Annotated in this window: 30 protein-coding genes and 1 tRNA gene; 15 read left to right on the top strand and 16 right to left on the bottom strand. The window is 65.1% G+C overall.

Annotation, left to right across the window (positions count from 1 at the left end; all coding sequences use genetic code 11):
• Positions 1–3: 3 nt before the first annotated feature.
• Together ABGI63_RS11850 and ABGI63_RS11855 are read right to left on the bottom strand one after the other, a co-directional pair.
• Entirely contained in the window at positions 4–594 is a 591-nt protein-coding gene (locus ABGI63_RS11850) for a pilus assembly FimT family protein (RefSeq protein WP_349742613.1), read from the bottom strand.
• The gene (locus tag ABGI63_RS11855; protein ID WP_349742614.1) at positions 588–1,058 is read right to left on the bottom strand and encodes a type IV pilin protein; all 471 of its coding nucleotides are present in this window, start codon (positions 1,056–1,058) and stop codon (positions 588–590) included. Before ABGI63_RS11855 ends, ABGI63_RS11850 begins: the two co-directional genes overlap by 7 nt.
• A 303-nt stretch (positions 1,059–1,361) precedes the next feature.
• Between ABGI63_RS11855 and ABGI63_RS11860 the strand changes: the two genes are divergently transcribed.
• The 6 genes from ABGI63_RS11860 to ABGI63_RS11885 are packed head-to-tail and all read left to right on the top strand — an operon-like array spanning position 1,362 to position 5,220.
• A complete protein-coding gene (locus ABGI63_RS11860) occupies positions 1,362–2,198 on the top strand; it encodes an ABC transporter ATP-binding protein (RefSeq protein ID WP_349742615.1) in 837 nt (278 codons plus the stop codon).
• Positions 2,195–2,968, top strand: a complete 774-nt coding sequence (mlaE, locus tag ABGI63_RS11865) for a lipid asymmetry maintenance ABC transporter permease subunit MlaE (RefSeq protein WP_262971287.1) — start codon at positions 2,195–2,197, stop codon at positions 2,966–2,968. The genes ABGI63_RS11860 and mlaE overlap by 4 nt, the downstream gene beginning before the upstream one ends.
• A 16-nt stretch (positions 2,969–2,984) precedes the next feature.
• Complete coding sequence (gene mlaD / locus ABGI63_RS11870) at positions 2,985–3,464, top strand: outer membrane lipid asymmetry maintenance protein MlaD (protein ID WP_262971286.1); 480 nt, start codon at positions 2,985–2,987, stop codon at positions 3,462–3,464.
• Complete coding sequence (locus ABGI63_RS11875; RefSeq protein ID WP_349742616.1) at positions 3,461–4,228, top strand: MlaA family lipoprotein; 768 nt, start codon at positions 3,461–3,463, stop codon at positions 4,226–4,228. The genes mlaD and ABGI63_RS11875 overlap by 4 nt, the downstream gene beginning before the upstream one ends.
• A 28-nt stretch (positions 4,229–4,256) precedes the next feature.
• Complete coding sequence (locus tag ABGI63_RS11880; protein WP_349742617.1) at positions 4,257–4,907, top strand: MlaC/ttg2D family ABC transporter substrate-binding protein; 651 nt, start codon at positions 4,257–4,259, stop codon at positions 4,905–4,907.
• A 4-nt stretch (positions 4,908–4,911) separates the two neighbouring features.
• Positions 4,912–5,220 (top strand): STAS domain-containing protein, encoded by a 309-nt coding sequence (locus tag ABGI63_RS11885; protein WP_349742618.1) that lies wholly within the window; start codon positions 4,912–4,914, stop codon positions 5,218–5,220.
• 2 nt (positions 5,221–5,222) lie between these two features.
• On the opposite strand, the gene ABGI63_RS11890 is transcribed toward ABGI63_RS11885, so the two are convergent.
• Both ABGI63_RS11890 and zwf read right to left on the bottom strand, forming a co-directional pair.
• Positions 5,223–6,083: a MurR/RpiR family transcriptional regulator gene (locus tag ABGI63_RS11890; RefSeq protein WP_349742893.1), complete on the bottom strand. Its 861-nt coding sequence runs from the start codon at positions 6,081–6,083 to the stop codon at positions 5,223–5,225.
• Positions 6,084–6,085: 2 nt separating this feature from the next.
• On the bottom strand, positions 6,086–7,525 hold the full coding sequence (gene zwf, locus ABGI63_RS11895; protein WP_137941520.1) for a glucose-6-phosphate dehydrogenase: 1,440 nt from the start codon (positions 7,523–7,525) through the stop codon (positions 6,086–6,088).
• A gap of 135 nt (positions 7,526–7,660) precedes the next feature.
• Between zwf and tal the strand changes: the two genes are divergently transcribed.
• From tal to ABGI63_RS11910, 3 genes are read left to right on the top strand one after another with little or no spacing between them, the layout of a single operon-like run.
• On the top strand, positions 7,661–8,611 hold the full coding sequence (gene tal, locus ABGI63_RS11900) for a transaldolase (RefSeq protein ID WP_349742619.1): 951 nt from the start codon (positions 7,661–7,663) through the stop codon (positions 8,609–8,611).
• Entirely contained in the window at positions 8,611–10,236 is a 1,626-nt protein-coding gene (pgi, locus tag ABGI63_RS11905) for a glucose-6-phosphate isomerase (protein WP_349742620.1), read from the top strand. The genes tal and pgi overlap by 1 nt, the downstream gene beginning before the upstream one ends.
• A complete protein-coding gene (locus ABGI63_RS11910; protein WP_349742621.1) occupies positions 10,233–10,850 on the top strand; it encodes an HAD family hydrolase in 618 nt (205 codons plus the stop codon). The genes pgi and ABGI63_RS11910 overlap by 4 nt, the downstream gene beginning before the upstream one ends.
• Here ABGI63_RS11910 and ABGI63_RS11915 read toward each other — a convergent pair.
• The 8 genes from ABGI63_RS11915 to ABGI63_RS11950 all read right to left on the bottom strand — a co-directional run bounded on the left by ABGI63_RS11915 (position 10,839) and on the right by ABGI63_RS11950 (position 17,782).
• Positions 10,839–11,039, bottom strand: coding sequence for a DNA gyrase inhibitor YacG (locus tag ABGI63_RS11915; RefSeq protein WP_349742622.1), 201 nt, complete (start codon positions 11,037–11,039; stop codon positions 10,839–10,841). The two genes, ABGI63_RS11910 and ABGI63_RS11915, sit on opposite strands and share 12 nt — an antisense overlap.
• A 17-nt stretch (positions 11,040–11,056) precedes the next feature.
• Entirely contained in the window at positions 11,057–11,812 is a 756-nt protein-coding gene (zapD, locus tag ABGI63_RS11920; RefSeq protein WP_137941653.1) for a cell division protein ZapD, read from the bottom strand.
• A gap of 72 nt (positions 11,813–11,884) precedes the next feature.
• Positions 11,885–12,490: a dephospho-CoA kinase gene (coaE, locus tag ABGI63_RS11925; protein WP_349742623.1), complete on the bottom strand. Its 606-nt coding sequence runs from the start codon at positions 12,488–12,490 to the stop codon at positions 11,885–11,887.
• Entirely contained in the window at positions 12,490–13,416 is a 927-nt protein-coding gene (locus ABGI63_RS11930; RefSeq protein ID WP_349742624.1) for a prepilin peptidase, read from the bottom strand. The genes coaE and ABGI63_RS11930 overlap by 1 nt, the downstream gene beginning before the upstream one ends.
• A gap of 12 nt (positions 13,417–13,428) precedes the next feature.
• On the bottom strand, positions 13,429–14,649 hold the full coding sequence (locus ABGI63_RS11935) for a type II secretion system F family protein (RefSeq protein ID WP_349742625.1): 1,221 nt from the start codon (positions 14,647–14,649) through the stop codon (positions 13,429–13,431).
• A 52-nt stretch (positions 14,650–14,701) separates the two neighbouring features.
• Positions 14,702–16,426, bottom strand: coding sequence for a type IV-A pilus assembly ATPase PilB (gene pilB, locus ABGI63_RS11940; protein ID WP_349742626.1), 1,725 nt, complete (start codon positions 16,424–16,426; stop codon positions 14,702–14,704).
• Positions 16,427–16,716: 290 nt separating this feature from the next.
• A tRNA-Pro gene (locus ABGI63_RS11945) sits at positions 16,717–16,793 on the bottom strand.
• A 59-nt stretch (positions 16,794–16,852) separates the two neighbouring features.
• Complete coding sequence (locus ABGI63_RS11950; RefSeq protein ID WP_349742627.1) at positions 16,853–17,782, bottom strand: polyprenyl synthetase family protein; 930 nt, start codon at positions 17,780–17,782, stop codon at positions 16,853–16,855.
• A gap of 283 nt (positions 17,783–18,065) precedes the next feature.
• Here ABGI63_RS11950 and rplU point away from each other — a divergent pair, with 283 nt between their 5' ends.
• From rplU to proB, 4 genes are all read left to right on the top strand, one after another.
• On the top strand, positions 18,066–18,377 hold the full coding sequence (gene rplU, locus ABGI63_RS11955; protein ID WP_349742894.1) for a 50S ribosomal protein L21: 312 nt from the start codon (positions 18,066–18,068) through the stop codon (positions 18,375–18,377).
• A gap of 45 nt (positions 18,378–18,422) precedes the next feature.
• Positions 18,423–18,680, top strand: coding sequence for a 50S ribosomal protein L27 (gene rpmA, locus ABGI63_RS11960; RefSeq protein ID WP_124447444.1), 258 nt, complete (start codon positions 18,423–18,425; stop codon positions 18,678–18,680).
• Between the two features lie 155 nt (positions 18,681–18,835).
• The gene (obgE, locus tag ABGI63_RS11965) at positions 18,836–19,912 is read left to right on the top strand and encodes a GTPase ObgE (protein WP_137941552.1); all 1,077 of its coding nucleotides are present in this window, start codon (positions 18,836–18,838) and stop codon (positions 19,910–19,912) included.
• A complete protein-coding gene (proB, locus tag ABGI63_RS11970; RefSeq protein WP_349742628.1) occupies positions 19,909–21,030 on the top strand; it encodes a glutamate 5-kinase in 1,122 nt (373 codons plus the stop codon). Before obgE ends, proB begins: the two co-directional genes overlap by 4 nt.
• Before the next feature lie 18 nt (positions 21,031–21,048).
• Here proB and ABGI63_RS11975 read toward each other — a convergent pair whose 3' ends face one another.
• Entirely contained in the window at positions 21,049–21,639 is a 591-nt protein-coding gene (locus ABGI63_RS11975; RefSeq protein WP_349742629.1) for an RNA pyrophosphohydrolase, read from the bottom strand.
• A 120-nt stretch (positions 21,640–21,759) separates the two neighbouring features.
• On the opposite strand from ABGI63_RS11975, the gene ABGI63_RS11980 reads away from it, so the two are divergent.
• The gene (locus ABGI63_RS11980; protein WP_349742630.1) at positions 21,760–23,505 is read left to right on the top strand and encodes a proline--tRNA ligase; all 1,746 of its coding nucleotides are present in this window, start codon (positions 21,760–21,762) and stop codon (positions 23,503–23,505) included.
• Between the two features lie 5 nt (positions 23,506–23,510).
• Complete coding sequence (locus ABGI63_RS11985; protein ID WP_349742895.1) at positions 23,511–24,119, top strand: lytic transglycosylase domain-containing protein; 609 nt, start codon at positions 23,511–23,513, stop codon at positions 24,117–24,119.
• Here ABGI63_RS11985 and ABGI63_RS11990 read toward each other — a convergent pair.
• The 3 genes from ABGI63_RS11990 to ABGI63_RS12000 all read right to left on the bottom strand — a co-directional run bounded on the left by ABGI63_RS11990 (position 24,116) and on the right by ABGI63_RS12000 (position 25,738).
• Positions 24,116–24,688 carry a UbiX family flavin prenyltransferase gene (locus tag ABGI63_RS11990; protein WP_349742631.1) on the bottom strand — a complete coding sequence of 191 codons (573 nt, stop codon included), beginning with the start codon at positions 24,686–24,688 and terminating at the stop codon, positions 24,116–24,118. The genes ABGI63_RS11985 and ABGI63_RS11990 overlap by 4 nt on opposite strands.
• Positions 24,685–25,002: a Grx4 family monothiol glutaredoxin gene (gene grxD, locus ABGI63_RS11995; RefSeq protein WP_349742632.1), complete on the bottom strand. Its 318-nt coding sequence runs from the start codon at positions 25,000–25,002 to the stop codon at positions 24,685–24,687. The genes ABGI63_RS11990 and grxD overlap by 4 nt, the downstream gene beginning before the upstream one ends.
• A gap of 103 nt (positions 25,003–25,105) precedes the next feature.
• Complete coding sequence (locus ABGI63_RS12000) at positions 25,106–25,738, bottom strand: hypothetical protein (RefSeq protein ID WP_349742633.1); 633 nt, start codon at positions 25,736–25,738, stop codon at positions 25,106–25,108.
• Positions 25,739–25,756: the final 18 nt, after the last annotated feature.

Below are 25,756 nucleotides of genomic sequence, written 5' to 3' on the forward strand. Positions count from 1 at the left end.
AATTCATGGGGGGCATCCTTCCGGGGTGTCGGCGGCAAAGGTCTTGGACTTGTCGCACATCCGCACACTGCCGCCCAGACTGATACGCACGCGCATCGGCCGACTGCCTTCGCTGGTGCCGCCGCTGACGTCGTAAGCGCTGGCAGTGCCGTCTATCGCACAGGTCGGGGCGCCCACGCCGGGTGCCGCATTGGCCATCAGGCGGCCGTTGGCGCTGAAGCATATGGCTGTTGGGCCCAAGACTTCAACGCCTGAGCCGGCCTCCACCAGTGATCCGCAGTGCACTGTTTGGGCCGCCGGACCGCCGGCGTTCGGCACGGTGCGGATCGCCCAGAAGGTACCGGTGGCCGAGGCCGTCGTGGCCAGGGGGCAGTTGGCCTGGTTGGTTCGGAAGAAGACCACCTGCTGGTAGCGACGCACCGCCTCGGCCTGGGCGAGTCGCACACCGGACTGCAGGGACTCGCTGACCGAGCGCACCTGTGCGTTGCGAATCCAGGTGCGAAACGATGGCGCGGCCAGACTCATCAGCAGCGCGCCCAGCGCGACCGTGACCATCAACTCGACCATCGTGAAGCCGCGCATGCGCATCAGCATGTCTCACCCTTCTTCATCAGCCATTTGGTCGCGCAGGTGTTGTAGCCCTTGCCGGAGGGTACTTTGTGGGTCACCCGCACGTCCATTTCATTGACCCGGTAGATGAAGTCGGCCGCCGCGCCGTTACCAATGGCCTGCAAGGTGTAAGTAGTGGCTGTGGGTGCCTCAACGCAACTGACCACGAAACGTCCGAAGGTGCGCCCGGCCTCAGCCGTTGCACAGGGTGTCGTGAATGCGCCGACGGTGGCGTAAGTGCGGTTGTCTTGATAGTGGCGCTCCATCTGCGCCCGCATCGTCGCCAGACCGCTGTTGGCGTCGGCCAGACTGCCACGGACGATATAGTCGTTGTAGGCGGGGTAGGCCACCGAGGCAAGAATGCCGATGATGGCCACCACCACCATCACCTCGATCAGGGTAAAACCTTGGGGGCGGCGTGTTCGGCGGTTGAGGTTCATGAGCGACATGGGTCTGGTTCTCCGGCTGTGAGCTTATTGTTCCGTTTCGTCGAGCTATCGCGGCGCCGTTAGTCGGGGCTCGGTGAACGCTTGTCGCCCACTGGCGTCCATTCGTGAAATGCCTCACGCTCAGGTCGGCCTGGGATCTGAAAGCAGAGGTAACGAAGCTCGACGTTGCATGCTGCTCAAAGAGGGCTGTTTGCCGCTTTCTGTACCTGAGGTAAAGGCATTGCCGTCAACAGCGGCAACTCGTGCTTTCCCCTATGATGCCGACTTTGCAAGCCGGGCCCTGGGCCCTCTTTTTGTGCCCACATGGCTCCACAACACACGGTATCGACAGCTTCTGACGCCCCCTTGGTCGAACTCCGCGACGTCAGCTGCGGCTACGGCGACCGGATCATCCTGGAGCGTGTCAATCTGCGGGTGCCGCGTGGCAAGGTGCTGGCGCTGATCGGCACTTCGGGCGGGGGCAAGACCACGGTGCTGCGCTTGCTGGGGCGGCAGATCAAGCCTATCTCGGGCCAGGTGCTGTTCGATGGTCAGGATCTGGCGGGCTTGAATCAGGATCAGCTGTACGCGGTGCGCCGGCGCATGGGCATGCTGTTCCAGTTCGGCGCGCTGTTCACCGATCTGTCGGTGTTCGAGAACGTTGCCTTCCCGCTGCGCGAGCACACCCGGCTGCCCGAGGCGATGATTCGCGATTTGGTGCTGATGAAGCTGAACGCGGTGGGGCTGCGCGGCTCGCGCGATCTGATGCCCTCCGAGGTGTCGGGCGGCATGGCGCGGCGGGTGGCGCTGGCGCGGGCGATCGCGTTGGACCCCGATCTGGTGCTCTACGACGAGCCCTTCGCCGGCCTGGACCCGATCTCGCTGGGCGTTGCGGCGCGGCTGATCCGCGATCTCAACGACGCGCTGGGGCTGACCAGCATCATTGTCTCGCATGATCTGCATGAGACTTTTGCCATTGCGGACCAGGTGGCGATGATTGCCAATGGCCGTGTCGTGGCCCAGGGTACGCCGGAGGAGCTGCGGCGCAGCGAGGACCCGCTGGTGCAGCAGTTTGTCGGCGCCAAGCCCGATGGCCCGGTGCATTTCCACCAGCCGGCGGTGCCGGTGGCCGAAGATTTTGGTGTCGGAGGTCAGCGATGATTTTTGCCCCCGTCGGGCGTGCCGTGCGCTTGTCGCTGGCCGATATCGGCGCCAGCGCCCGCCTGTTCTTTCTGCTGCTGGCGCGTAGCCCGCAGGCCTTGCTGCGCTTTTCGCTGGTGCGCGAGCAGGTGTTCTTCCTGGGCAACCGCTCGCTGTCCATCATCGGCGTGTCGGGCCTGTTCGTCGGCTTCGTGCTGGCCTTGCAGGGCTACTACACCTTGCAGCGCTATGGCTCGGCCGAAGCGGTGGGCCTGCTGGTCGCGCTGAGTCTGGTTCGCGAACTGGGCCCGGTGGTGACGGCGCTGCTGTTCGCCGGCCGTGCCGGCACGTCGCTGACGGCCGAGATCGGCCTGATGAAGGCCGGCGAGCAATTGACGGCGATGGAGATGATGGCCGTGGACCCGGTCAAGCGGGTGCTGGCGCCGCGCTTCTGGGGCGGTGTGATCGCGATGCCCTTGCTGGCGGCGGTGTTCTCGGCGGTGGGCATCATCGGCGGCTGGCTGGTGGCGGTGCCGCTGATCGGCATCGATGCCGGCGCCTTCTGGTCACAGATGCAAGGCGGGGTCGATGTCTGGGCCGATGTCGGCAATGGCGTGGTCAAGAGCCTGGTGTTCGGCGTGACGGTGAGCTTTGTCGCGCTGCTGCAGGGCTACACCTGCAAGCCGACGCCCGAGGGCGTTTCCCAGGCTACCACCCGTACCGTGGTGGTCTCGTCGCTGGCGGTTTTGGCACTGGACTTTGTGCTGACGGCCATGATGTTTTCGATTTGATTCTGGAGAGATGGGCATGCAATCTCGTCGCGATGCGTGGGTGGGTTTTTTCGTGCTGCTGGGGGCCGCGGCCCTGCTGTTTCTGGCGCTGAAGGCCGGCAATCTGCTGAGCCTGAACTTTGATGAAACCTATCAGGTGACGGCCCGTTTCGACAATATCGGTGGCCTCAAGCCGCGTGCAGCCGTCAAGAGCGCCGGTGTCGTGATCGGCCGGGTGGAATCCATCGAGTTCGATGACAAGACCTTTCAGGCCCGGGTTGTTCTGAATCTGCACAAGAATGTGGCTTTCCCCAAGGACAGTTCGGCCAAGATCCTGACCTCGGGTCTGCTGGGCGAGCAGTACATCGGCCTGGAGCCGGGTGCGGAGGAGAAAAACCTGGTTGCCGGCGACCGCATCTCGCAGACGCAGTCGGCCGTTGTGCTTGAGAACCTGATCGGCCAGTTCATCAATAACAAGGCGGCCGATATGGGTAGTGCTGCTGGAGAGAAGCAATGAAAAAATCCCATGCCGGCGCGTCCTGGCGTCGGCTGGCTCTGCTGAGCATCATGGCCTTGAGCCTGGGCGGCTGCGCCAGTCTCAAGGGGCCGGGTTCGCCCGGCCAGAAACTCGATCCCTGGGAGAACTGGAACCGCAAGGTCTTTGGCTTCAACGAGAAGATCGATGAGAACGTCCTCAAGCCGGTGGCCACCGCCTACAGCGAAGTGGTGCCGGCGCCGGCCCGCCTGGGTGTGGACAATTTCTTCGGCAATGTCGCCGATGCCTGGTCGGCGGTGAACCTGTTCCTGCAGGGGCGTCTGAAGACCGGTGTGCTGCAGACCATGCGTTTTGCGGTCAACACCACGCTGGGCTTTGGCGGCGTGCTGGACATCAGCACCGAGGTCGGGCTGGAGCGCCATAGCGAGGACCTGGGCAAGACCTTTGGTCGCTGGGGCACCGGCACCGGCGCCTATATCGTCTGGCCGCTGCTGGGCCCTTCGTCGGTGCGCGATTCGTTTGCGCTTCCTTTCGACCGTCGCGCCAGCCCGGCGCTGCTGCTCGACTCCGGCAATGCGCAGTTCGGCATCACCGTTCTGCAAGCCGTCAATGCGCGCTCGAATTTCCTGCGCGCCGGTGAGATGCTGGACGGCATTGCACTGGACAAATACACCTTTATCCGCGACGCCTACCTGACCCGGCGCGGCAGCTTTGAGGAAGATGGCGGCGACGAGTACGAGGTCATCAGCCCGGAGCCGCAGAGCGATCCTCAGGCCGGGCGCTGAATCCCTGAATCAAGAAGGACCCTCATCGATGAATGCAAACAAACGTGGCCTGATGCGCACCCTGCTGGCCCTGGGCCTGGCCGCCGTGAGCGCGCTGCCGCTGGCGGCGCGGGCTGCCGACGCCAGTGCCGCCGACACGCTGATCCGCCAGCTGTCGCTGGAGACCATCGAAGCCGTCAAGGCCGACAAGGCGATCCAGGCCGGCGATGTGCAGAAGATCATCGCCCTGGTCGACGCCAAGGTGATGCCGCACATCAACTTCCAGCGCATGACGGCCTCGGCCGTCGGCCGCTTCTGGCGCCAGGCCACGCCCGAGCAGCAAAAGCGCCTGCAGGACGAGTTCAAGACCCTGCTGGTGCGCACCTATGCCGGTGCGCTGACCCAGGTCAAGGACCAGACCATCGCGCTGCGCCCGCTGCGCGCCAGCCCGGACGATACCGAGGTGGTGGTGCGTACCGAGGTGCGAGGCCGCGGCGACCCGATCCAGCTGGACTACCGGCTCGAGAAGGCCGGCAATGTCTGGCGCATCTATGACGTCAATGTGCTGGGCATCTGGCTGGCTGACCAGTACCGCAACAGCTTTGCACAGGAGATCGGTGCCAACGGCATCGACGGCCTGATCAAGACCCTGGCCGAGCGCAACCAGAAGGCGGCGGCCGCTCCGGCCGCCAAGTCCTGAGGCGATGCCGGCCTCGATGCTGAAGCTGCCCGAGTCGGTACGGCTTGATGAGGCACCCCAGCTCTGGGCGCATCTGCAGGCCGGCCTGCTGGCCGAGGCGGCCCAGGTCGGCAATGCGGCGGGCAAGGCTGTGCAGCTCAATGCCGGCGAGTTGCGCCATTTCGACTCCGCCGCGCTGACGCTGCTGCTCGGCGCGGCACGGCTCTGTACCCAGCAGGGCTTGAGCCTGCAGATCCACAACGCACCCGACAAGCTGCAGGAGCTGGCTCGGGTGTATGGCGTGACCGAGCTGCTCTGGCCCGAGGCGTCCTGAAATTAGGCCGCGTAGCGCTTGCTGCGCAGATTGCGCTTGATCTCCTGCAGCATGGGCCGCAGCTTCTGCCCCAGCTGCAGCGCGACGCCGGTGGTCAGGATGTCGATCGCGATCAGGTGCAACAGCCGCGACACCATCGGGCTGTAGCGGTCGAAGTCTTCCGGATGATCGACCGCCAGCAGGATCTGGCCCGGTGCCTGGCCCATCTGCGCCAGCGGTGAGCCGCTGGCGGTGATGATGATGGTGGTCGCGCCTTTCTTGCGCGCGATCTCGGCCGCGTCCATCAGGTCGCGGCTGCGCCCCGAGTTGCTGATGATGACGGCGCAATCACCCGCCTGCAGCATGGTCGCGCTCATCAGCTGCACATGGCCGTCGCTGCAGGCGGCGGTGTTGACCCCCAGGCGGAAGAACTTGTGCTGGGCGTCCTGGGCCACGATGCCTGAATTGCCGACGCCGTAGAACTCGATGCGCCGGCCGTTGCGGCCCGACTCGGCCAGCGCGGTGATCGCGCGCTCGAAGGCGTGGCTGGCGGCATCGTTGCGGTAGTGCAGCAGCGCGGCCACCGCGTTGTCGACCACCTTGACGATCAGATCGCCCGGCTTGTCGTCCTCGTCGACGGCGCGGTGCACAAAGGGCACGCCCTCGTTGACGCTGCCGGCCAGCTTGAGCTTGAAGTCGGCCAGCCCGTCATAGCCGACGCTGCGACAAAAGCGCACCACGGTGGGCTTGCTGACGTGGGCCCGGTCGGCCAGCTCGCTGACCGGCAGGCTGGCGAAGGCGCGGGCGTCGATCAGCAGGAGCTTGGCAACGCGCTGCTCGGCCGGTGGCAGCGCGGGCAGCGCCGCCTTGATTCTTTCGAGAATGCTCACTGTTCCTCAGCCCAGGTGAAGCCGTCGCGCGCCACCAGCGCGCTGGCCGCCGGCGGGCCCCAGGAGCCGGCCGTGTAGGTGCGTGGGCCGGCGCTGTCGCGCTTCCAGGCGTCCAGGATGGGCTCGACCCAGCGCCAGGCCTGCTCCTGCTCGTCGCTGCGCACGAACAGGTTCAGGCGGCCGGCGATCGCGTCCAGCAGCAGGCGCTCGTAGGCACCGACGCGGTTGGCTGCGAAGGCCTTGTCGAAGTCCAGATCCAGCGACACCGGGGTCAGGGCCTCGCCGCTGCCCTTGGTGGCCAGCAGCTGCAGCTCCAGGCCGTCCTCGGGCTGCAGCTTGATGACCAGGCGATTCGGCTGGTTCGGTCCGGGGAAGATCGGGTGCGGCACCTGACGGAAATTGACGACGATTTGCGCGTCGCGCGCCGCCAGGCGCTTGCCGGTGCGCAGATAGAAGGGCACGCCGGCCCAGCGCCAGTTCTGCACCTCGGTGCGCAGCGCGACAAAGGTCTCGGTGGCACTGTCCGCCGGGATCTTGCCCTCGTCCAGATAGGACACCACGGCCTTGCCGTCCACCGTGCCGGCGCGGTACTGGCCGCGCACCACATCGCGCGCCACGCTCTCGGCGGTGAAGGGTTTCAGCGAACGCAGCACCTTGAGCTTCTCGTCGCGGATCGCGTCGGCATCATTGGTCGACGGCGGCTCCATCGCGATCATGGTCAGCAGCTGCAGCGCATGGTTCTGGATCATGTCGCGCAGTGCGCCGGTGCCGTCATAAAAGGGGCCGCGGGTGCCGACGCCCAGGCTTTCGGCCAGGGTGATCTGGATATTGGCAATGCTCTCCCGGCGCCACAGCGGCTCGAAGAAGGCATTGCCGAAGCGCAGCGCCATCAGGTTCTGCACCGAGGGCTTGCCGAGATAGTGATCGATGCGGAAGGCCTGCTCCTCGGCGAACACCGAGCGCACCACCTTGTTGATCTGCTGGGCGCTGGCCAGATCGTGGCCCAGCGGCTTTTCCAGCACGACGCGCACCTTGGGCTGGTTCAGGCCGGCCACGCCCAGCTGCTCGCAGATCTGGGTGAACAGATGCGGGCTGGTGGCCAGATAGAGCACCACGGTGTCCGCATTGCGCTCGTCCAGCCAGTCCTTGAGCTTCTGGTAATGCTCGGGCTGGGACAGGTCCATGCGTCGGTAGTGCAGCAGCGCGGCGAAGCGCTCGAACTCCTCGTCGCTGGGGCGCTTTGGTCCGTCGACCTCTCTGAAACGTTCCTTGAGCCATTCGCGATAGCGTTCGTCGGGCATATCGTCACGGGCCACGGCCAGAATACGGCCACCCTCGGGCAGCTTGCCGTGGCGGAAGGCCTGGAACAGCGCCGGCATCAGCTTGCGCCATGTGAGATCGCCAGTACCGCCGAAAAAAACGAGATCGAATGACATGCGCGCTTGCTGTTGGAATGTTTTGTTGATGTAACGAAGTTACCGGATTTATGATGCACGAGTTTCTTCCGGGGGTCAATCCGTGTCGCCCTGGCGGTTCTAATAAGGGATCTGCATCACCAACGGACCTTGCTCATGAATCAGCTCGAACAACTGAAGACCTGCACCACCGTCGTCGCCGACACCGGCAACTTTCTGCAGCTGGCGCAGTTCGCGCCGCGCGATGCCACGACCAATCCCTCGCTGATCCTGAAGGCCGTGCAGTCGGCCGACTATGCCCCGCTGCTGAAGGACACGGTGGCTGCGCATCGCGGCAAGCCGCTGGACGAGATCGTCGACCAGGTGCTGGTGCGTTTCGGCCTCGAAATCCTGAAGGTGGTGCCGGGCCGGGTGTCGACCGAGGTTGATGCCCGCCTGAGCTTCGACAAGGCGGGCACCCTGGCGCGAGCCCGCCGCATCATGGCCTTGTACGAGGCTGCGGGCATTGGCCGTGAACGGGTGCTGATCAAGATCGCCTCGACCTGGGAGGGCATTCAGGCCGCCGCCGAGCTGGAGCGCGAAGGCATCCACTGCAATCTGACCCTGCTGTTCTCGTTCGGCCAGGCGGTGGCCTGCGGCGCGGCCGGCATCCAGCTGATCTCGCCCTTTGTCGGCCGCATCTACGACTGGTACAAGAAGAGTGCCGGCGCCGCCTGGGACGAGGCCGCCCAGGCCGGTGCCAACGATCCCGGCGTCAAGTCGGTGACGCAGATCTTCAACTACTACAAGAAGCACGGCATCGCCACCGAGGTGATGGGTGCGAGCTTCCGCAATATCGGCCAGATCCGTGCGCTGGCCGGCTGCGATCTGCTGACCATCAGCCCCGATCTGCTGGCCCAGTTGCAGGCCTCGGAAGAGCCGCTGGCCCGCGCGCTGGATGCCGAGGCGGCGCGTGCCGCCGACATCCCCGCCGTTTCCTTCGACGAAGCGGGCTTCCGCTTTGCCCTCAACCAGGACGCCATGGCCACCGAGAAGCTGGCCGAAGGCATCCGCCTGTTTGCCGTCGACTCGGCCAAACTGGACCAGATGATTGAAGAGAGCCGCTGATGACTTTCTCGCGTTGTGATCAAAGCCCGGCCTGGGCCGCCTTGCGCAGCCACTATGAAAAGGCCGGCCAGGCCTTTGATCTGCGCAGTGCCTTTGCCGCCGATGCCGGCCGCTTTGCGGCCTGGTCCTTCGAAGCGCCGGAGGTCTTCGCCGACCTGTCGAAGAACCGCGTCGATGCGGCCACGCTGGACCTGCTCCTGCAGCTGGCGCGCGATTGCGGGCTCGAATCACAACGCGAGGCCTTGTTCAAGGGCGAACCGATCAACCATACCGAAGGCCGCGCCGTGCTGCACACGGCCCTGCGCGCGCCGGCCGGCGAGGGCTTGTTCAGCGACGAGGTGCAGGCCTCGCTGGCGCGCATGCTGGCCTTTGCCGAGAGCGTGCGCGATGTGGCCAGCAGCGGCTTTCGCGACATTGTCCATATCGGCATCGGCGGCAGCGACCTCGGTCCGGCCATGGTGGTCGGCGCGCTGAATGCCTACACCCAGGCCGGGCAGCGCCTGCATTTTGTCTCCAATGTCGACGGGCATGACCTGGCCCCGGTGCTGCGCGATCTGGATCCGGCCAAGACCCTGTTCGTGATCGCATCCAAGACCTTCACGACCCAGGAGACCCTGGCCAATGCGCTGGCCGCCAAGGCCTGGTTTCTGAAGAATGGCGGCAGTGATGTGGCGCGCCACTTCGTCGCCACCAGCAGCAATACCGAGGCGGCGGCGGCTTTCGGCATCCACACCAGCTTCGGCTTCTGGGACTGGGTCGGCGGCCGCTACTCGCTCTGGTCTGTGATCGGCCTGCCGATCGCGATCGCGATCGGCGCCGACCACTTCCGCGCCTTGCTGGCCGGCGCCCATGCAATGGACCAGCATTTCCGGCAAGCGCCACTGGCGCACAACCTGCCGGTGCTGCTGGGTCTGATCGACATCTGGTACCGCAATTTCCATGGCTTCAGCAGCCGCAGCGTCGCGCCCTACCACCAGGGCTTGAAGCGCCTGCCGGCCTATCTGCAGCAGCTGGAGATGGAGAGCAATGGCAAGGGCGTGGACCGCGAGGGTCAGGCCTTGCCCTATGGCACCAGCCCGGTGGTCTGGGGCGAGGCCGGCACCAATGGCCAGCATGCCTACTTCCAGATGTTGCACCAGGGCACGGACGTGATTCCGGTCGAGTTCATCGCGGTCAAGCACACCCATCATGGCCCGCATATCGGCGGCGAGCTGGCCGGCTTGCTGCAGGACCAGCACAGCAAGCTGCTGGCCAACTGCCTGGCCCAGTCGCAGGCGCTGATGCAGGGCAAGACGGTGGAGGAGGCGCTGCACGAGAAAGCGCCGACGGCGTCGAAATCGCTGGGCGCGCTGACCGTGGCCCGGCACCGCAGCTTTCCCGGCAACCGGCCCAGCACGACCCTGGTGCTGGACGAGTTGAGCCCGCGCTCGCTGGGCGCGCTGATCGCGCTCTACGAGCACCGTGTCTTCGTGAGCGGTGCGCTGTGGGGCATCAACAGCTTCGATCAATGGGGCGTCGAGCTGGGCAAGGCCCTGTGCAACAGTCTGCTGCCGCGCTTGAGCAGCGGCGACACCGCCGGCCTGGATGCCTCCACCGCCGGCCTGCTGCAGAGGCTGCGCGCATGAATGTGGTGCTCGATTTCGGTGCTGTGCTGTTTCGCTGGCATCCAGCGAGTTTTCTGGCGCGGGTCTGGCCGCACCGCGTGGCCGATGCCGAGTCAGGCATGATCGTGGCCGCCGAGTTCTTCCAGAACTACAGCGGCGACTGGGGCGCCTTCGACCAGGGTCTGATCGACGCAGTGACAGTCACCGAGCGCGTTGCCACCCGCACCGGCTGGCCTCATGCCGAGGTCGGGCAGGTGGTGCGCGCGGTACCGGACGAGTTGCAGCTCTTGCCCGGCACGGTTGAGCTGATCAAGGATTTGAAGCAGGCCGGCCATCGGCTCTTCTATCTGTCCAATATGCCCGAGCCCTATGCCGACCATCTGGAGCGGCACTACCCGCTGCATGAATGGTTCGAGTCGGGCCTGTTCTCGGGCCGGGTCAAGCAATCGAAGCCGGGCGCCGAGATCTATCGCCTTGCGACCGAGCGGTTCGGCGTGGCGCCGGCGAGCTGCCTGTTCCTCGATGATCATCCGGCCAATATCGAGGCGGCCCGGGCGGCCGGCTGGCAGGCCTTGCTGTTCAGCGACGCGGCCGCGATGCGGCCGCAGCTGCAGGCCCTGGGCTTACTGCTCTAGGTCGCGGTCTTCCGGCGGCGGCGGCGCCTCGACGCGGAAGCTCTCGCTGGCCCAGGCGCCCAGATCGATCTGGCGGCAGCGCTGGCTGCAGAAGGGGCGCCAGCTGTTGCTGGGCGCGAACACGCTGTCACCGCCGCAGGTGGGGCAGCGCACGATGCGCGGCGGCTTTTTGCTCTCGTCGGTCGTCATCACAAGTCATCACAAATTCAGGCACACAGCGTCAGCTCGAAGCTGGCGTCTTGCGGGGCCAGCTTGAGCCGGCCTTCCTCGTCCTGCCGCATCAGGCGGATATTGATCATCAGGCGGTGGCCGCTGATCTCGGGGATCAGCCCCAGGCTGGGGTCCAGCTTCATGCGCAGCAACTGGTAGACCCGGCCGGCGGCCAGGCTTTGCTGGAACTGGCCGGCCTGGGCCGCGACCTTGTGCGGCGCGCCCGAGTCGCGCAGCAGGCCAAGCAGCACCTGCAGGCCCTCAGCCAGCGGCATCAGCGACTGGGTCCACTGCATCAGGTCGTTGCGGCGGCGCGCCGGCAGGAATTGCTGCCAGGTGTAGTAGGCCGGCAGATCGAATTCGCAGGTGCCACCGGGGATGCTGATGCGGCTGCGTATGCTCATCAGCCAGTCATTGGTCGTCAGCACATGGCCCGCCTTGCCGACCAGCTGGTTCAGGCCGCTGTAGGCATGGTCGATGCGTGCAACCACCTCGTTGAGCGCGTCCTCGGCGATGGCCGGATTGCCGCGGTAGCTGTTGAGCTGGGCCTTGTGGCGCTCGAGCTCCTTCAGCAGGTCGGATTTCAGATCGGCGCGCGAGGCGACATCCATGATCTCGAAAATCGTCACCAGGGCGAAATGATGGTCCAGCGGCGTCTCGCGCGGGATCAGCTGTCCCAGGCGGTCGAACAGGTGTTCGAGACGCAGCATCGTGCGGATGCTTTCGTTGAACGGGTATTCGTAGAGAACCAAGGGGGCCATTCCTCGTCTGTCAGCGTGGGAGGCAAGCCGGGCGCCGATTGCGCGCCGGTGGACGCTATTGTTTCATACGCTGGCGACGCTGCGCCAATGAGCCGCAAGGGTCAGGACTTGCTCGCGCAAGCCGGCCAGATCCAGCCCTTCGTTGTGGATCACCGCATCGGCCGCTGCACGCCGCTGCGCACGGCTGGCTTGCTGCCTAAGCACCGCTTCCACCGCAGCCACGGTCCACCCCGAGCGCTGTGTGACCCGCGCGATCTGACTGGCCTCGTCACAGTCGACCAGCAGCACACGCAGCACCTGCGAGCGCCAGCGCCCCGACTCGACCAGCAGCGGCACATCGAATACCAGCAGGTCGCTGCTCGCCGCCTCCGCCTGGGTCCGGGTCTCGGCGCCTATCATCGGGTGCATGATGGCCTCGAGGCGGCGCAGCGCCTCAGGGTCGGCAAAGGCCAGCTCGCGCATATGGGCCCGGTTCAGCGCGCCCTCCGCCGTCAAGGCCTGGACGCCGAAGGCGGCGGTGATCGCCGGCATCGCGGCCCCGCCGGCGGCCGTCAGCTGTCGTGAGATTGCATCGGTGTCGATCAAGGCCGCGCCGGCCTCGCGCAAAAAGCCTGCGACCGTGCTCTTGCCGCTGCCGATGCCGCCGGTCAGGCCGACCCGCAAGGCCATCAGGCCCAGCCCAGCCAACCGAGCACCCGCTCCGAGCCGGCAAACAGCACGACCAGGCCGCCGCCGGCGAGGAAGGGACCGAAGGGCACATAGCGGCCTTCGCGCAGGCTGCTGCTCATCTTCATCGCGATGCCGACGATGGCGCCGATCACCGAGGCGCCCAGCACGATGGGCAGAATCATCTGCCAACCCAGCCAAGCACCCAGCGCCGCCAGCAGCTTGAAGTCGCCATAGCCCATGCCCTCCTTGCCGGTCGTCAGCTTGAACAGCCAGTAGACCGACCAGAGCGAGAGATAGCCGACCAGGGCGCCGATCAGGGCCTGGTCCAGCGCAATCGTCCAGCCCAGCAGCGCGGCCAGCAGGCCGGCCCACAGCAGGGGCTGGTTCAGCGAATCGGGCAGCAGGGTGGTGTCCCAGTCGATTGCCGCCAGGGCCAGCAGGCAGGCCGCGAACGCGCACCACATCAGGCTTACAGGCTGGGCGCCGAAACGCCAGCCGATGGCGGCGAACAGCAGGCCGGTCAGCAGCTCGATGATGGGATAGCGGGCCGAGATGGGGGTCTTGCAGGCCGAGCAGCGGCCACCGAGGCGCAGCCAGCCGATCAGCGGCAGGTTCTCATGCCAGGCCAGCTGGTGGCCGCACTGGGGGCAGCGCGAGCGCGGTGTGGCGATGCCCAGCCTGGGCTGCTTGTCCAGATGCAGGGCCAGGTCTTGCGCGGCCGCCGCCAGCTTGTCGGCGGGCGCCTTGGGCAGGCCGGAGCGCTGCAAGTCTGGGCTGTCCGACAGCTGAGCCGCCGCATCGCCGAGCCATTGCCGCTCCAGCATCAAGGGCAGCCGATGCACCACCACATTGAGAAAGCTGCCGATGCACAGCCCCAGGATGCCCAGGCCGTAGGGAGACAACAGCCATTCGATTTCTTGTGTCATGCAGTGGCTTGCTCAGACCACCTGGCCGAGCTTGAAGATGGGCATGTACATCGCGACGACGATGCCGCCGATGAGGCCGCCGAGGATCACGATGATGAATGGCTCCATCAGGCTGGACAGGGCCTTGACGGCCTCGTCGACCTCGTCCTCGTAGAACTCGGCCGACTTGGCCAGCATATGGTCCAGCGAGCCGGACTCTTCGCCGATCGAGGCCATCTGCAGCACCATGGTCGGGAAGATGCCGGTGGCCTGCATCGAGGTGGTCAGGGCCGCGCCAGTCGACACATCGCGCTGGATCTTCTCGGTGGCCTCGGCGAACACCGCATTGCCGGAGGCGCCGCCGACCGAGTCGAGCGCCTCGACCAGGGGCACGCCGGCCGCGAACATCGTCGACAGCGTGCGGGTCCAGCGCGCCACCGCCGACTTGTAGAGCAGATCGCCGAACACCGGGATCTTCAGCAGCAGGCGGTCCATGGTGTGCTGCATCTTCACCGAGCGTTTCCAGGACTGCAGGAAGAAGTAGAGGCCGCCACCCAGGCCGCCGAAGATCGCCCACCAATAGGAAACAAAGAACTCAGACATCGCGATCACCATCAGGGTTGGTGCCGGCAGGTCGGCGCCGAAGGACTGGAATACGTCCTTGAAGGCCGGCACAACGAAGATCATGATCACCGCGACGACAACGAAGGCCACGGTCAGCACCGCGATCGGGTAGGTCAGGGCCGATTTGATCTTGTTCTTGAGTGCGACGGTCTTTTCCTGGTAGATCGCCAGCCGGTCCAGCAAGGCTTCCAGAATACCGCCCGATTCACCGGCCTCGACCAGATTGCAGTACAGCGCGTCGAAGTACATCGGGTGCTTGCGGAAGGCCGAGGACAGGCTGGTGCCGGTCTCGACATCCTGGCGGATATCGTTGAGCAAGCGGGTCAACCGTGGGTTGGTGCTGCCGCGCGCGACGATGTCGAAAGATTGCAGCAGCGGCACACCGGCTCGCATCATCGTGGCCAGTTGCCGGGTGAAGACGGCGAGGTCTTTTTGCTTGATGGACTTGCCACCGCTGGCCCGGCGCTTCTTGACCTTGCTGACCAGGATGCCCTGGCGGCGCAGGGTCGCGCTGACCATGGCTTCACCGCCGGCGCGCAGTTCGCCGCGCACGGTCTTGCCATTGCGGTCCTTGCCCTCCCACTCGAAGACAAAGTCCTTCACGCTTTTGGCTATTGCGCTGGTCGCCATGGTTTCTCCTCGAGATGTTCAGCGGGCCGCTTTGCAAGCGGACTGCTTTTTTTCATTCATTGGTGGCGGCCAACACCTCTTCCAAGGTGGTGACACCGGCGCGGACCTTCACCAGTCCCGATTGGCGCAGATCGCGCACGCCTTCCGCCTGGGCCTGGACGGCAATGTCCATCGACGTTCCCTCGGACAGGATGATGCGTTGAATCGCTTCCGTGATGGGCATCACTTGGTAAAGGCCGACCCGGCCCCGATACCCGTTGTTGCAACTGGAGCAACCGACGGCGCGATAGGGCTTCCAGCTGCCGTCCAAGTCTTCCTCAACGAAACCACCACGCAGCAAGGCTTCGCGCGGATATTCGGCCGGGGCCTTGCAGTGCTCGCATAGCCGCCGCACCAGACGCTGCGCGGTGATCAGCAGCACGCTGGAGGCGATATTGAAAGGCGCTACGCCCATATTCAGCAGCCGGGTCAGCGTGGTCGGCGCGTCATTGGTGTGCAGTGTCGACATCACCATATGGCCGGTCTGCGCGGCCTTGATCGCGATATCGGCCGTCTCCAGATCACGGATCTCACCGACCATGATGATGTCCGGGTCCTGGCGCAGAAAGGACTTCAGGGCGGCGGCAAAAGTCAGGCCGGCCTTGTCGTTGACATTGACCTGGTTGATGCCGGGCAGGTTGATTTCGGCCGGATCTTCCACCGTCGAGATATTGACGCCCGGCTGATTCAGGATGTTCAGGCAGGTGTAGAGCGAGACGGTCTTGCCCGAGCCGGTCGGGCCGGTCACCAGCACCATGCCGTAGGGGCGCTGAATGCAGGCCATCAGCCGGTCTTTCTCGATCTTCTCGTAGCCCAGGGCCTCGATGCCCAGCTTGGCCGAAGACGAGTCGAGAATCCGGATCACGATCTTCTCGCCGAACAGGGTCGGCAGCGTGCTGATGCGGAAGTCGATCGACTTGGCGCCGAACTTGAGTTTCATCCGGCCGTCCTGCGGCACCCGGCGTTCCGCAATGTCCAGTCGAGAAATCACCTTGATGCGGGAGGACAGCTTGTCCTTGATCGCGATCGGTGGCTGGGTGATCTCGCGCAGCTCACCGTCGACCCGGAAACGCACCCGGTAGTGGTACTCATAGGGCTCGAAGTGAAGATCCGAGGCCCGCATATTGATCGCGTCGACCAGCATCTTCTGCAGAAAGCGCACGACCGGCGCGTCTTCCACGTCGGCAATGTCGGCGGCCGATTCCTGCGTCGCGCTGCTGTCTTCTTCGGCGATATCGAAATCAAAGTCGCCGCCGGCAATGGCGTCCAGCGTTTCCGCCGCCGTGGCTGCCGAGCCCTGCAGCAGCTTGGTGAGTTTGTCGTACTCGACGATCACCCACTCGGGTGCCAGCTGGGTGGCGAACTTGATCCTCTCGACCACTTCCTGATCGGTCGGATCGGCGCCGCCGATGAAAAGCCGGTTGCCGCGCCGCCCCAGCACCACGACCTGGTATTGCTGCGCCAGCTTGTTGTCGATCACATTGCTGGGCATGCGCTGCGGATCCATCGCATTGAGATCCAGCACCGGCAGGGCCAGGGCGAGCGACAGCGTATGGGCCAGATCCGTCGGCGAGACGGCATTGGCGGCCATCACCGAAGAGACAAAGCTGATCTTCTTCTCGCGCGCCTGGCGCGCCAGGTCCTCGGCGGTCTTGACGGGCAGCTTGCCGGCGTGCACGAGCACGCGCGCGACGCCGGACAGCGCGGAATGAGGCGGCTCGATCAGAGTGGTGTCCACGGGCTTTGGTGTTGACGGGCTGCAGGGCGGGTCGAAAGATCCGCCATCTCAGCAGCTCATCTTCTCGCAAGGATTTCACACTGTAAACCGAGTGAAAGCCTGGAAAAGCCTCCCAGTCGTGTGCAAGCTCACGCTTCGGGGAGCGAGGTGGCAAACTGATGCGTACAAGCGTCACCGCAGACGTACTGACGTCGCTCTGCTTGCGGCAATTGACTCTGTGGGAGATTTAGGAGGAGCCGTCACGGCCCTCATCATCCGCCGCGCTGGCGATGCGCGCAGCGACGAAAAACTGGTCGGGGTGAGAGGATTCGAACCTCCGGCCTCTACGTCCCGAACGTAGCGCTCTACCAGGCTAAGCTACACCCCGATTTTTTGAACTTCTGCTTGAGGGGCTCAAGCGTTCAAGATTCGATCTGCTGGAAAATCTTAAAAAGATCTGTCAACCGACCGAGCACAAAATTCTAGCAGAGCTTCGCGCCAAATTGAAGGGGGGAGTAAATTTAAACATTCGCGTGCGTGCTCGGCCTCGTGACGAGCGGCCTCGCGAGTGGCTTCTAGTGCGCCGGTGCTGCGCACGATCTTGACGATGTCGCTGAGGCCTTGGACTTCGCCATGCTCGATGGCGTGGCGTATCAGGGTGCGTTCTGCCGGCTGGCAGCGCTCCATGGCGATCAGCAGCGGCAGCGTCGGTTTGCCCTCGCGCAGATCGTCGCCGACGTTTTTGCCCAGCGCGTTCGGGTCGCCTTCGTAGTCGAGCACATCGTCGATCAGCTGGAAGGCGGTGCCCAATGCCCGGCCATAGCCGGCGCAAGCCTCTTCGATCTCTGGTGTGCTTTGGGCCAGCACGGCGCCAAGTCTCGCGCTGGCCTCGAACAGCTTGGCGGTCTTGTAGCGGATCACGCGCAGATAGCGATCCACCGCGATATCCGGGTCATGCATATTCATCAGCTGCAAGACCTCGCCTTCGGCGATCACATTGGTGGCTTCGGCCAACACCTCCAGCACGCGCATGCGGTTCACCGAAACCATCATCTGAAAGGCGCGCGAGTAGAGGAAATCGCCCACCAGCACGCTGGCGGCGTTGCCGAACAGCGCATTGGCCGTCTGCTTGCCACGGCGCAGCGATGATTCGTCGACCACATCGTCATGCAGCAGCGTGGCGGTATGGATGAACTCGACCACGGCTGCCATCTCAAAGCGCTCGCGCTTGTCGAAGCCCAGTGCGTTGGCAAACAGCAGGACCAGCTTGGGCCGCATGCGCTTGCCGCCGGCATGCACGATGTAGCCGGCGATCTGATTGATCAGGGCGACATCGGAGGTCAGTCGCTGCGCGATGACGGCATCAACCTCACGCATTTCGGCGTCCAGTTTGGCTTGAACCTCGGCGACGGGGGAGGGGGACGAGGCGGACGCAGCGTGCACACTCAGCTCTCTGTTTGGCGAAGCTAGGATTATAGGAACAGCCAGGGCTTGCCCGGGCTTCGGTGTGAGCTCGCGGCAGCGCTGGTGGGCGGATCTTGGTGTTTTCCCCGGCGCATGCTACACTCGCGGGCTCTGCGCCGTTGACGGTGCGGGGTTTGATGCTTGTGCGCACTCGCTCGGCGGGTGCTTGCAAGTGGGTTTTATTGAAAGGGCTGATATGTACGCGGTCATAAAAACCGGTGGCAAGCAATACAAAGTTGCTGCTGGCGAAAAGATCAAGATAGAACAGATTGCTGCGGATGTTGGCCAAGTGGTTGTGATTGACCAGGTTCTTGCTGTCGGTAACGGCGCAGACCTGAAGATCGGTACTCCCTTGGTTGCTGGCGCAAGCATTACTGCCACGGTTGTGGCTCACGGTAGGCACGACAAAGTGCGCATCTTCAAGCTGCGCCGTCGTAAGCACTACAAGAAGAGTCAAGGCCATCGCCAGAACTTCACCGAGCTGGAAATCAGCGCGGTGAATGGCTGATCGATAGTCGATTCTTCTTCGCCAACAGTTTCAAGGAGCTAATCCATGGCACAGAAAAAGGGCGGCGGTTCCACACGGAACGGCCGCGACTCCAAACCTAAGATGTTGGGTGTGAAGGCCTTCGGCGGCCAGACCATCTCGGCAGGTTCCATCATCGTGCGTCAGCGCGGCACCAAGTTCCATCCCGGCACCAATGTCGGTATCGGCAAGGACCACACGCTGTTCGCACTGGTCGACGGCCAAGTGTCGTTCGCCATCAAGGGTGAGAAGAGCCGTCAAACGGTGTTCGTCACGCCGGTCTGATTGACCGCGTGTATCGCTGGCGGCAGCGCTGCAGCCGTTCGCCAGCGACCTGAAGCCCCGGCTCGCCGGGGCTTTTGCTTTTTGAGGCTGCGGCAGCGGGCGAGGTCGCGACAGACCTTGCCTTACCATAGCCCTCAAAAGGCGCAGACAAGCATATGAAGTTCGTAGACGAAGCCACCATCGATATCGTGGCCGGCAATGGTGGTGCCGGTTGTGCGAGCTTTCGCCGCGAGAAGTTCATCCCATTCGGAGGACCCGATGGCGGTGATGGCGGTCGCGGCGGCAGCGTCTGGGCGGTTGGCGATGTCAATCTGAACACGCTGATCGACTACCGCTACGCACGCCGCCACGAGGCCCGCAACGGCGAGGCCGGCCGCGGTTCCGATCAGTATGGCGCGGCCGCCGATGACATCGTGCTGCGCATGCCGGTCGGCACCATCATCAAGGATCTCGAGACCGACACGGTCATCGCCGAGCTGATCGAGCCGGGCGAGAAGATGCTGCTGGCCAAGGGGGGTGACGGCGGCTTCGGCAATCTGCATTTCAAGACCAGCACCAATCGCGCACCGCGTCAGAAGACGCCGGGCTGGCCCGGTGAAGCCAAGAAGCTCAAGCTGGAACTGCGCGTGCTGGCCGATGTCGGCCTGCTCGGGCAGCCGAATGCCGGCAAGTCGACGCTGATCACGGCCGTCTCCAACGCCCGCCCGAAGATCGCCGACTACCCCTTCACGACCCTGCACCCGAACCTGGGTGTGGTGCGCGTCGCGCCGGAGAAGAGTTTCGTCGTCGCCGACATCCCCGGCCTGATCGAGGGCGCGTCCGAAGGTGCCGGCCTGGGTCATCAGTTCCTGCGGCATCTGCAGCGCACCCGCCTGCTGCTGCATGTGGTCGACCTGGCGCCTTTCGATCCCGAGGTCGATCCGGTCGTTGAGGCCAAGGCCATCGTCAACGAGTTGAAGAAGTACGACGAATCGCTCTACAACAAGCCGCGCTGGCTGGTGCTGAACAAGCTGGATATGGTGCCCGAAGACGAGCGTGCCAAGCGCGTCAAGGACTTCGTCAAGCGCTACAAGTGGAAGGGTCCGGTGTTCGAGATCTCGGCGCTGACCCGCGAGGGCTGCCAGCCCTTGATCCATGCTATCTATGACCATGTGGCGGCCGAGCAGCGCGTCATCGTCGAGCCGGATATCCGCTTCACACCGGCGGAGGGTGGCGAGCAGGAGCAGGCATGAGCGGCCATGCGCTGAAGGATGCGCGCCGCATCGTCGTCAAGGTCGGCTCCAGCCTGGTCACCAACGAGGGCCGTGGTGTCGACGCCGAAGCCATCGGCAACTGGTGCCGGCAACTGGCCGCGCTGGCGGGCCAGGGGCGCGAACTGGTGATGGTGTCCAGCGGCGCGATCGCCGAAGGCATGAAGCGCCTGGGCTGGGCCACCCGGCCCAAGGAAATCCACGAACTGCAGGCCGCGGCCGCCGTCGGTCAGATGGGCCTGGCCCAGATGTACGAGACCAAGCTGCGCGAGCAGGGCATGGGTAGTGCCCAGGTCTTGCTGACGCATGCCGACCTGGCCGACCGTGAGCGCTACCTGAACGCTCGTTCGACCCTGCTGACCCTGCTGCAGCACCGCGTGCTGCCGGTCATCAACGAGAACGACACCGTCGTCAACGACGAGATCAAGTTCGGTGACAACGACACCTTGGGCGCCCTGGTGGCCAATCTGGTCGAGGCCGACGCGCTGGTGATACTGACCGATCAGAAGGGCCTGTACTCGGCCGACCCGCGCAAGGACCCGAATGCCCGCTTCATCGACGAGGCGGTGGCCGGCACGCCCGAGCTGGAGCTGATGGCCGGCGGCGCCGGCTCATCGCTGGGCCGCGGCGGCATGATCACCAAGATCCTGGCCGCCAAGCGCGCGGCCGGCAGTGGTGCCAGCACGGTGATTGCCTGGGGTCGCGAGCCCGATGTGCTGCTGCGCCTGGCGGCGGGTGAGGCCATAGGCACGGCCCTGCTGGCCAGCACGCCGAAGCTGGCGGCGCGCAAGCAGTGGATGGTGGACCATCTGCAGATGCGCGGTGCGGTGACGGTGGATGCCGGTGCGGCACTCAAGCTGCGCGAGGCCGGCAAGAGCCTGTTGCCCATCGGCGTCGTCGAGGTGCAGGGCGAATTCCATCGGGGCGATGTGATCGCGGTGCGCGATCCGGCCGGGCTGGAACTGGCCCGCGGCCTGACCAACTACTCCAGCGCCGAGGCGCGCCTGATCGCGCGCAAGGCCTCCGGCGAGTTCGAGCGCCTGCTCGGCTATGCGGCCGAGCCGGAGCTGATCCACCGGGACAATCTGGTGCTGGTCTGACAGCGGCCGGCCGGCGCTTTAGTCGCCCTCGGTACTGGTCTCCGGCGGCGGGGCGCAAGGGTCGGGCTGGGCGGCCGTGCCCGAATCGCGATGCTGCGGCCGCATGCCGGCGCGCAGATAGCGGTTGTGGTGGTTGATGCGCGGCAGATAGCGGGCCAGCTCGGTCAGCGCCATCTGGTAGACGCCGCGCTTGAACTCGATCACCGCTTCCAGCGGCACCCAGTAGTCATTCCAGCGCCAGGCATCGAACTCGGGATGGTCGGTGGCGCGCAGATTCATATCGCAGTCGCGACCCATCAGCTGTAGCAGGAACCAGATCTGCTTTTGTCCTCGGTAGTGGCCGCGCGCATCGCGGCGGATGAAGTGCTCGGGCACCTCGTAGCGCAGCCAGTCGCGGGTGCGCGCGACGATGCGCACATGGTCGGGCAGCAGCCCCACTTCCTCGTGGAGCTCTCGAAACATCGCCTGCTCAGGCGTCTCACCGTGCTTGATGCCCCCTTGCGGGAACTGCCAGGAATGGGTGCGGATGCGCTTGCCCCAGAACACTTCATTCCTGTGGTTGAGCAGGATGATGCCGACGTTGGGCCGGAAGCCTTCACGGTCGAGCATAATCAACCTCAAATCTTTAGTTAGATCGATTATTGCATTGGGCCGCCCTCCGGGCATTACCCTCGCTAACCCTCACACCTTTTGACTCTGCTTGGCCTCGGGCCAGGCCCCGCTCTTGCCATGAAAGCCAGCCAGTTCTTTGTCTCGACCTTGAAAGAAGCGCCCGCCGATGCCGAGGTCGTCAGCCACAAGCTGATGATGCGCGCCGGCATGATCAAGCGACTCGGTGCCGGCATCTACAACTACATGCCGATGGGGCTGCGCGTGATCCGCAAGGTCGAGGGCATCATCCGCGAGGAGATGAACCGCGCCGGCGCGGTCGAGCTGCTGATGCCGGTGGTCCAGCCGGCCGAGCTATGGCAGGAGACCGGCCGCTTCGACAAGATGGGCCCTGAACTGCTGCGTGTGAAGGACCGCCACGAGCGCGACTTCATCATCCAGCCGACCAGCGAAGAGGTGGTGACCGACATCGCCCGTCAGGAGCTGCGCAGCTACAAGCAGCTGCCGAAGAACTTCTATCACATCCAGACCAAGTTCCGCGACGAGCGCCGGCCGCGCTTCGGCATCATGCGCGGCCGCGAGTTCACGATGAAGGACGCCTACTCCTTCGACCGCGACGTCGAATCGGCCGGCCGCAGCTACGAGAACATGTACGCGGCCTACTGCAAGATCTTCGACCGCCTGGGCCTGCAGTACCGTGCCGTGGCGGCCGATACCGGCGCCATCGGCGGCGACCGGTCGCACGAGTTCCAGGTCATTGCCGATACCGGCGAAGACGCCATCGTCTACTGCCCGACCAGCGACTTTGCCGCCAATATCGAGCTGGCCGAGGCCGTATCTTTGCTGGCCGCTCGTGGCGCCGCCACTCAGTCGCTGAGCAAGACGCCGACGCCGGGCAAGAGCACCTGCGCCGGCGTGGCCGAGCTGCTGGCCTTGCCGCTGGCGCAGACCGTCAAGTCCCTGGTGCTGGCCACCGATGAGCTGGACGACAAGGGCGACATCAAGAAGTCCACCGTCTGGCTGCTGTTGCTGCGCGGCGATCATGAGCTGAACGAGGTCAAGGCCGGCAAGCTCGAAGGCTTGAAGGCCGGCTTCCGTTTCGCCACCGTGGCGGAGATCGATGAGCACTTCGGCTGCAAGCCCGGCTATCTGGGGCCGATCGGCATGAAGAAGCCGGTCAAGATCGTCGCCGACCGCACCGTCGCCCATATGGCCGACTTCGTCTGCGGCGCCAACGAGGCCGACTTCCACTACACCGGCGCCAACTGGGGCCGCGACCTGCCCGAGCCCGATCTGGTGGCTGATATCCGCAATGTCGTGGTCGGCGACCCGTCGCCGGATGGCCGGGGTGTGCTGGCCATCCAGCGCGGCATCGAGGTCGGCCATGTGTTCTATCTGGGCACCAAATACTCGCTGGCGATGAACGCCAACTACCTCGACGAGACCGGCAAGCCCAAGCCGATGGAGATGGGCTGCTACGGCATCGGCGTGACCCGCATCCTGGGCGCGGCCATCGAGCAGAACCATGACGAACGCGGCATCATCTGGCCGGATTCGATCGCCCCGTTCACCGTCGTGCTCTGCCCGATCGGAATGGAACGCAGCGAAGAGGTCAAGGCCGCCGTGACGCAGCTGCATGATGAGCTGCAGGCCCTGGGTGTCGACGTGCTGCTGGACGACCGTGGCGAGCGCCCGGGTGCGATGTTTGCCGACTGGGAGCTGGTCGGCGTGCCGCACCGCGTGGTGCTGTCGGATCGCGGGCTCAAGGAGGGGCAGGTCGAATACCAAGGCCGCCGCGATGCCGAGGCCACGAAGCTGGCGCTGAGCGAGGTGCTCGGCCATCTGAAGGGCAAGCTCAAGCTTTGAGCGGGCTGCATCGACGCGCTCTGCTACTGGGCGCGCTGCTGGCGCTGCCCGGTGGGCGGGTGTTGGCGGGCGCTCAGGTCGAGGAGCCGCTGGCCGATGCGGTGCGTTCGGCGCTGTCGGCGGCCATCGCCAACAGCGCGCCGCCCAAGCCCCGTTTCGAGCGGGTCGAAGACCGGCTGGCCTATCTGCGCTGGTTGGGCGAAATGAGCGAGCGGCTCAAGCGCCGGCTCTCGGAGAGCCTGACCCGCATCGAGTTTCTCGAGACCCTGTGGTACGAGAGCAAGCGTGCGGGCCTGGATCCTGCCCTGGTACTGGGGCTGGTGCAGGTCGAGAGCGGCTTCCGCAAATACGCGATCAGCTCGGCCGGTGCGCGCGGCTATATGCAGATCATGCCCTTCTGGGCGCGCCTGATCGGCGATGGCCAGGCATCGCGGCTCTTCCATATGCAGACCAATCTGCGCTTTGGCTGTGTGATCCTGCGCCACTATCTGGACCGCGAGCGTGGCGATCTGTTTCTGGCGCTGGGCCGCTACAACGGCAGCCGTGGCCGGGCCGAATACCCGGATGCGGTGTTCGGCAACCGCAAGCGCTGGCTGATGCCCGGCGAAGTCTAGGCCTTCAGCCCCGCCCAGGCCTTGGGCGTGGCTCCGGCCACGCCGGCCAGCTCCAGCACCCGCTCGGCGCTTTCGTTCACCAATTCCTCGATGCTTTGCGGGTGGTGATAGAAGGCCGGCAGCGGCGGGAAGATGATGCCGCCCATCTCGGTGACGGCCGTCATATTGCGCAGATGCGCCAGGTTGAAGGGCGTCTCGCGCACCATCAGGATCAGGCGGCGGCGCTCCTTGAGCGTCACGTCGGCCGCGCGCGTCAGCAGATTGTCGCCAAAGCCATGGGCGATGGCCGCCAGGCTCTTCATCGAGCAGGGGGCGATCACCATGGCGGCCGTGGCGAAGCTGCCGCTGGCCACACAGGCGCCGACATCGGCCGGCGCATAGGAGAAGGAGGCCTCGGCCTCCAGCGCCTTGCGGTCCAGCCCGAGCTCATGATGCACATTGAGCACGCCGGCCGGCGTGATGATCAGATGCGTCTCCAGGCCCAGCTCTCGGCCCCGGCGCAGCAGTCGCAGTCCGTAGGCCGCACCGGTGGCGCCGGTGATGCCGACGACCAGCCGCTGTCCGATCATTGTGCGGGCGTCAGCACCTGCTGCAGCTCGCCGGCCTGGTACATCTCCATCATGATGTCCGAGCCGCCGACGAACTCGCCGTTGACGTAGAGCTGCGGGATGGTCGGCCAGTTGGCGTAGTCCTTGATGCCCTGGCGCACGCCCTCGTCCTCCAGCACATTGAAGGTCTTCAGATCGCTGACACCGCAGGCCTTCAGGATCTGGATCGCACGGCCCGAGAAGCCGCACATCGGGAACTGTGCCGTGCCCTTCATGAACAGCACGACCCGGTTGTTCTTGACCAAGTCGTCAATGCGTTGCTGTACGTCGCTCATATCGTCTCGCCTGAAGTGGTGGAAAGCGCACCGGCTCCGAGCCGGCGCATGCCGCCTATTATCGGCGAGGGCTGCGATGCTTGCCGGCCCGAGGCTTTGCTGCTCAGTAGCTGTAGCTCAGGCCCAGCTGCAGAACGGGCCGGAAGCGCATGTCCATCAGCAGGTCTTCCAGGCTCTGCGAGCCCGGCACACTGCGGCCCAGGCGCAGCTCATCGCGTGGACTTGACTTGGTCAGCCCGAGATCGGCGCTGAAGCCCCAGCCACCGCGCAGCGACTGGCCGGTGTAGCCGATGCCCAGATAGGAGCGGGCATGGCCGGCATCGATGCCGGGCGGCAGCGCGCCGCCGAACAGGCTGACGCTGCGCTGGCCCACAGCCAGGCTCTGCCCCAGGCCCAGCGAGCTGTGCCCGAGCGCCAGGCCGCCGCTGCTTTGCGACAGCGTCGGCGAGCCCATCAGCAGGCCGCCGGTGGCGCGCAGGCCGCCCTGGGTGTGGGGGCCCAGCAGCGATCCGGTCAGGTAGTAGTCGCCCAGCAAATTGGCGCTGAGTACCCGCGAGCTTCCGCTCACGCTGTCCAGCTGGCTCAGCTGGACGCGGGTCTGCCACCGCAGGGAAGCGATCTCGGGGACCTTGATCTTCAGGCCTTCAGCATGGGCGGATGCGCCGGCCAGCAGCAGCAGGGCCAATGGCACCAGCCAGCGCGGGTTCGCGGCAAGGACATGGGCGACGGTACTCATGGCGACCTCCTCGTAAGC

The sequence above is a fragment of the Roseateles cavernae genome (assembly GCF_040187885.1).
GTDB lineage: Bacteria > Pseudomonadota > Gammaproteobacteria > Burkholderiales > Burkholderiaceae_C > Roseateles_E > Roseateles_E cavernae.

What these genes read in the sequence shown, in the direction of transcription:
- ABGI63_RS11915 (WP_349742622.1), bottom strand. Translation starts at nt 11,039, where the DNA reads ATGACGACCGACGAGAGCAAAAAGCCGCCGCGCATCGTGCGCTGCCCC.
- ABGI63_RS12000 (WP_349742633.1), bottom strand. Translation starts at nt 25,738, where the DNA reads ATGAGTACCGTCGCCCATGTCCTTGCCGCGAACCCGCGCTGGCTGGTG.
- mlaE (WP_262971287.1), top strand. Translation starts at nt 2,195, where the DNA reads ATGATTTTTGCCCCCGTCGGGCGTGCCGTGCGCTTGTCGCTGGCCGAT.
- mlaD (WP_262971286.1), top strand. Translation starts at nt 2,985, where the DNA reads ATGCAATCTCGTCGCGATGCGTGGGTGGGTTTTTTCGTGCTGCTGGGG.
- ABGI63_RS11855 (WP_349742614.1), bottom strand. Translation starts at nt 1,058, where the DNA reads ATGTCGCTCATGAACCTCAACCGCCGAACACGCCGCCCCCAAGGTTTT.
- ABGI63_RS11910 (WP_349742621.1), top strand. Translation starts at nt 10,233, where the DNA reads ATGAATGTGGTGCTCGATTTCGGTGCTGTGCTGTTTCGCTGGCATCCA.
- coaE (WP_349742623.1), bottom strand. Translation starts at nt 12,490, where the DNA reads ATGGCCTTGCGGGTCGGCCTGACCGGCGGCATCGGCAGCGGCAAGAGC.
- obgE (WP_137941552.1), top strand. Translation starts at nt 18,836, where the DNA reads ATGAAGTTCGTAGACGAAGCCACCATCGATATCGTGGCCGGCAATGGT.
- rpmA (WP_124447444.1), top strand. Translation starts at nt 18,423, where the DNA reads ATGGCACAGAAAAAGGGCGGCGGTTCCACACGGAACGGCCGCGACTCC.
- ABGI63_RS11885 (WP_349742618.1), top strand. Translation starts at nt 4,912, where the DNA reads ATGCCGGCCTCGATGCTGAAGCTGCCCGAGTCGGTACGGCTTGATGAG.
- ABGI63_RS11860 (WP_349742615.1), top strand. Translation starts at nt 1,362, where the DNA reads ATGGCTCCACAACACACGGTATCGACAGCTTCTGACGCCCCCTTGGTC.
- ABGI63_RS11930 (WP_349742624.1), bottom strand. Translation starts at nt 13,416, where the DNA reads ATGACACAAGAAATCGAATGGCTGTTGTCTCCCTACGGCCTGGGCATC.
- ABGI63_RS11850 (WP_349742613.1), bottom strand. Translation starts at nt 594, where the DNA reads ATGCTGATGCGCATGCGCGGCTTCACGATGGTCGAGTTGATGGTCACG.
- rplU (WP_349742894.1), top strand. Translation starts at nt 18,066, where the DNA reads ATGTACGCGGTCATAAAAACCGGTGGCAAGCAATACAAAGTTGCTGCT.
- ABGI63_RS11880 (WP_349742617.1), top strand. Translation starts at nt 4,257, where the DNA reads ATGAATGCAAACAAACGTGGCCTGATGCGCACCCTGCTGGCCCTGGGC.
- ABGI63_RS11935 (WP_349742625.1), bottom strand. Translation starts at nt 14,649, where the DNA reads ATGGCGACCAGCGCAATAGCCAAAAGCGTGAAGGACTTTGTCTTCGAG.
- ABGI63_RS11975 (WP_349742629.1), bottom strand. Translation starts at nt 21,639, where the DNA reads ATGCTCGACCGTGAAGGCTTCCGGCCCAACGTCGGCATCATCCTGCTC.
- pgi (WP_349742620.1), top strand. Translation starts at nt 8,611, where the DNA reads ATGACTTTCTCGCGTTGTGATCAAAGCCCGGCCTGGGCCGCCTTGCGC.
- proB (WP_349742628.1), top strand. Translation starts at nt 19,909, where the DNA reads ATGAGCGGCCATGCGCTGAAGGATGCGCGCCGCATCGTCGTCAAGGTC.
- tal (WP_349742619.1), top strand. Translation starts at nt 7,661, where the DNA reads ATGAATCAGCTCGAACAACTGAAGACCTGCACCACCGTCGTCGCCGAC.
- ABGI63_RS11950 (WP_349742627.1), bottom strand. Translation starts at nt 17,782, where the DNA reads ATGCGTGAGGTTGATGCCGTCATCGCGCAGCGACTGACCTCCGATGTC.
- zwf (WP_137941520.1), bottom strand. Translation starts at nt 7,525, where the DNA reads ATGTCATTCGATCTCGTTTTTTTCGGCGGTACTGGCGATCTCACATGG.
- grxD (WP_349742632.1), bottom strand. Translation starts at nt 25,002, where the DNA reads ATGAGCGACGTACAGCAACGCATTGACGACTTGGTCAAGAACAACCGG.
- ABGI63_RS11875 (WP_349742616.1), top strand. Translation starts at nt 3,461, where the DNA reads ATGAAAAAATCCCATGCCGGCGCGTCCTGGCGTCGGCTGGCTCTGCTG.
- ABGI63_RS11990 (WP_349742631.1), bottom strand. Translation starts at nt 24,688, where the DNA reads ATGATCGGACAGCGGCTGGTCGTCGGCATCACCGGCGCCACCGGTGCG.
- ABGI63_RS11980 (WP_349742630.1), top strand. Translation starts at nt 21,760, where the DNA reads ATGAAAGCCAGCCAGTTCTTTGTCTCGACCTTGAAAGAAGCGCCCGCC.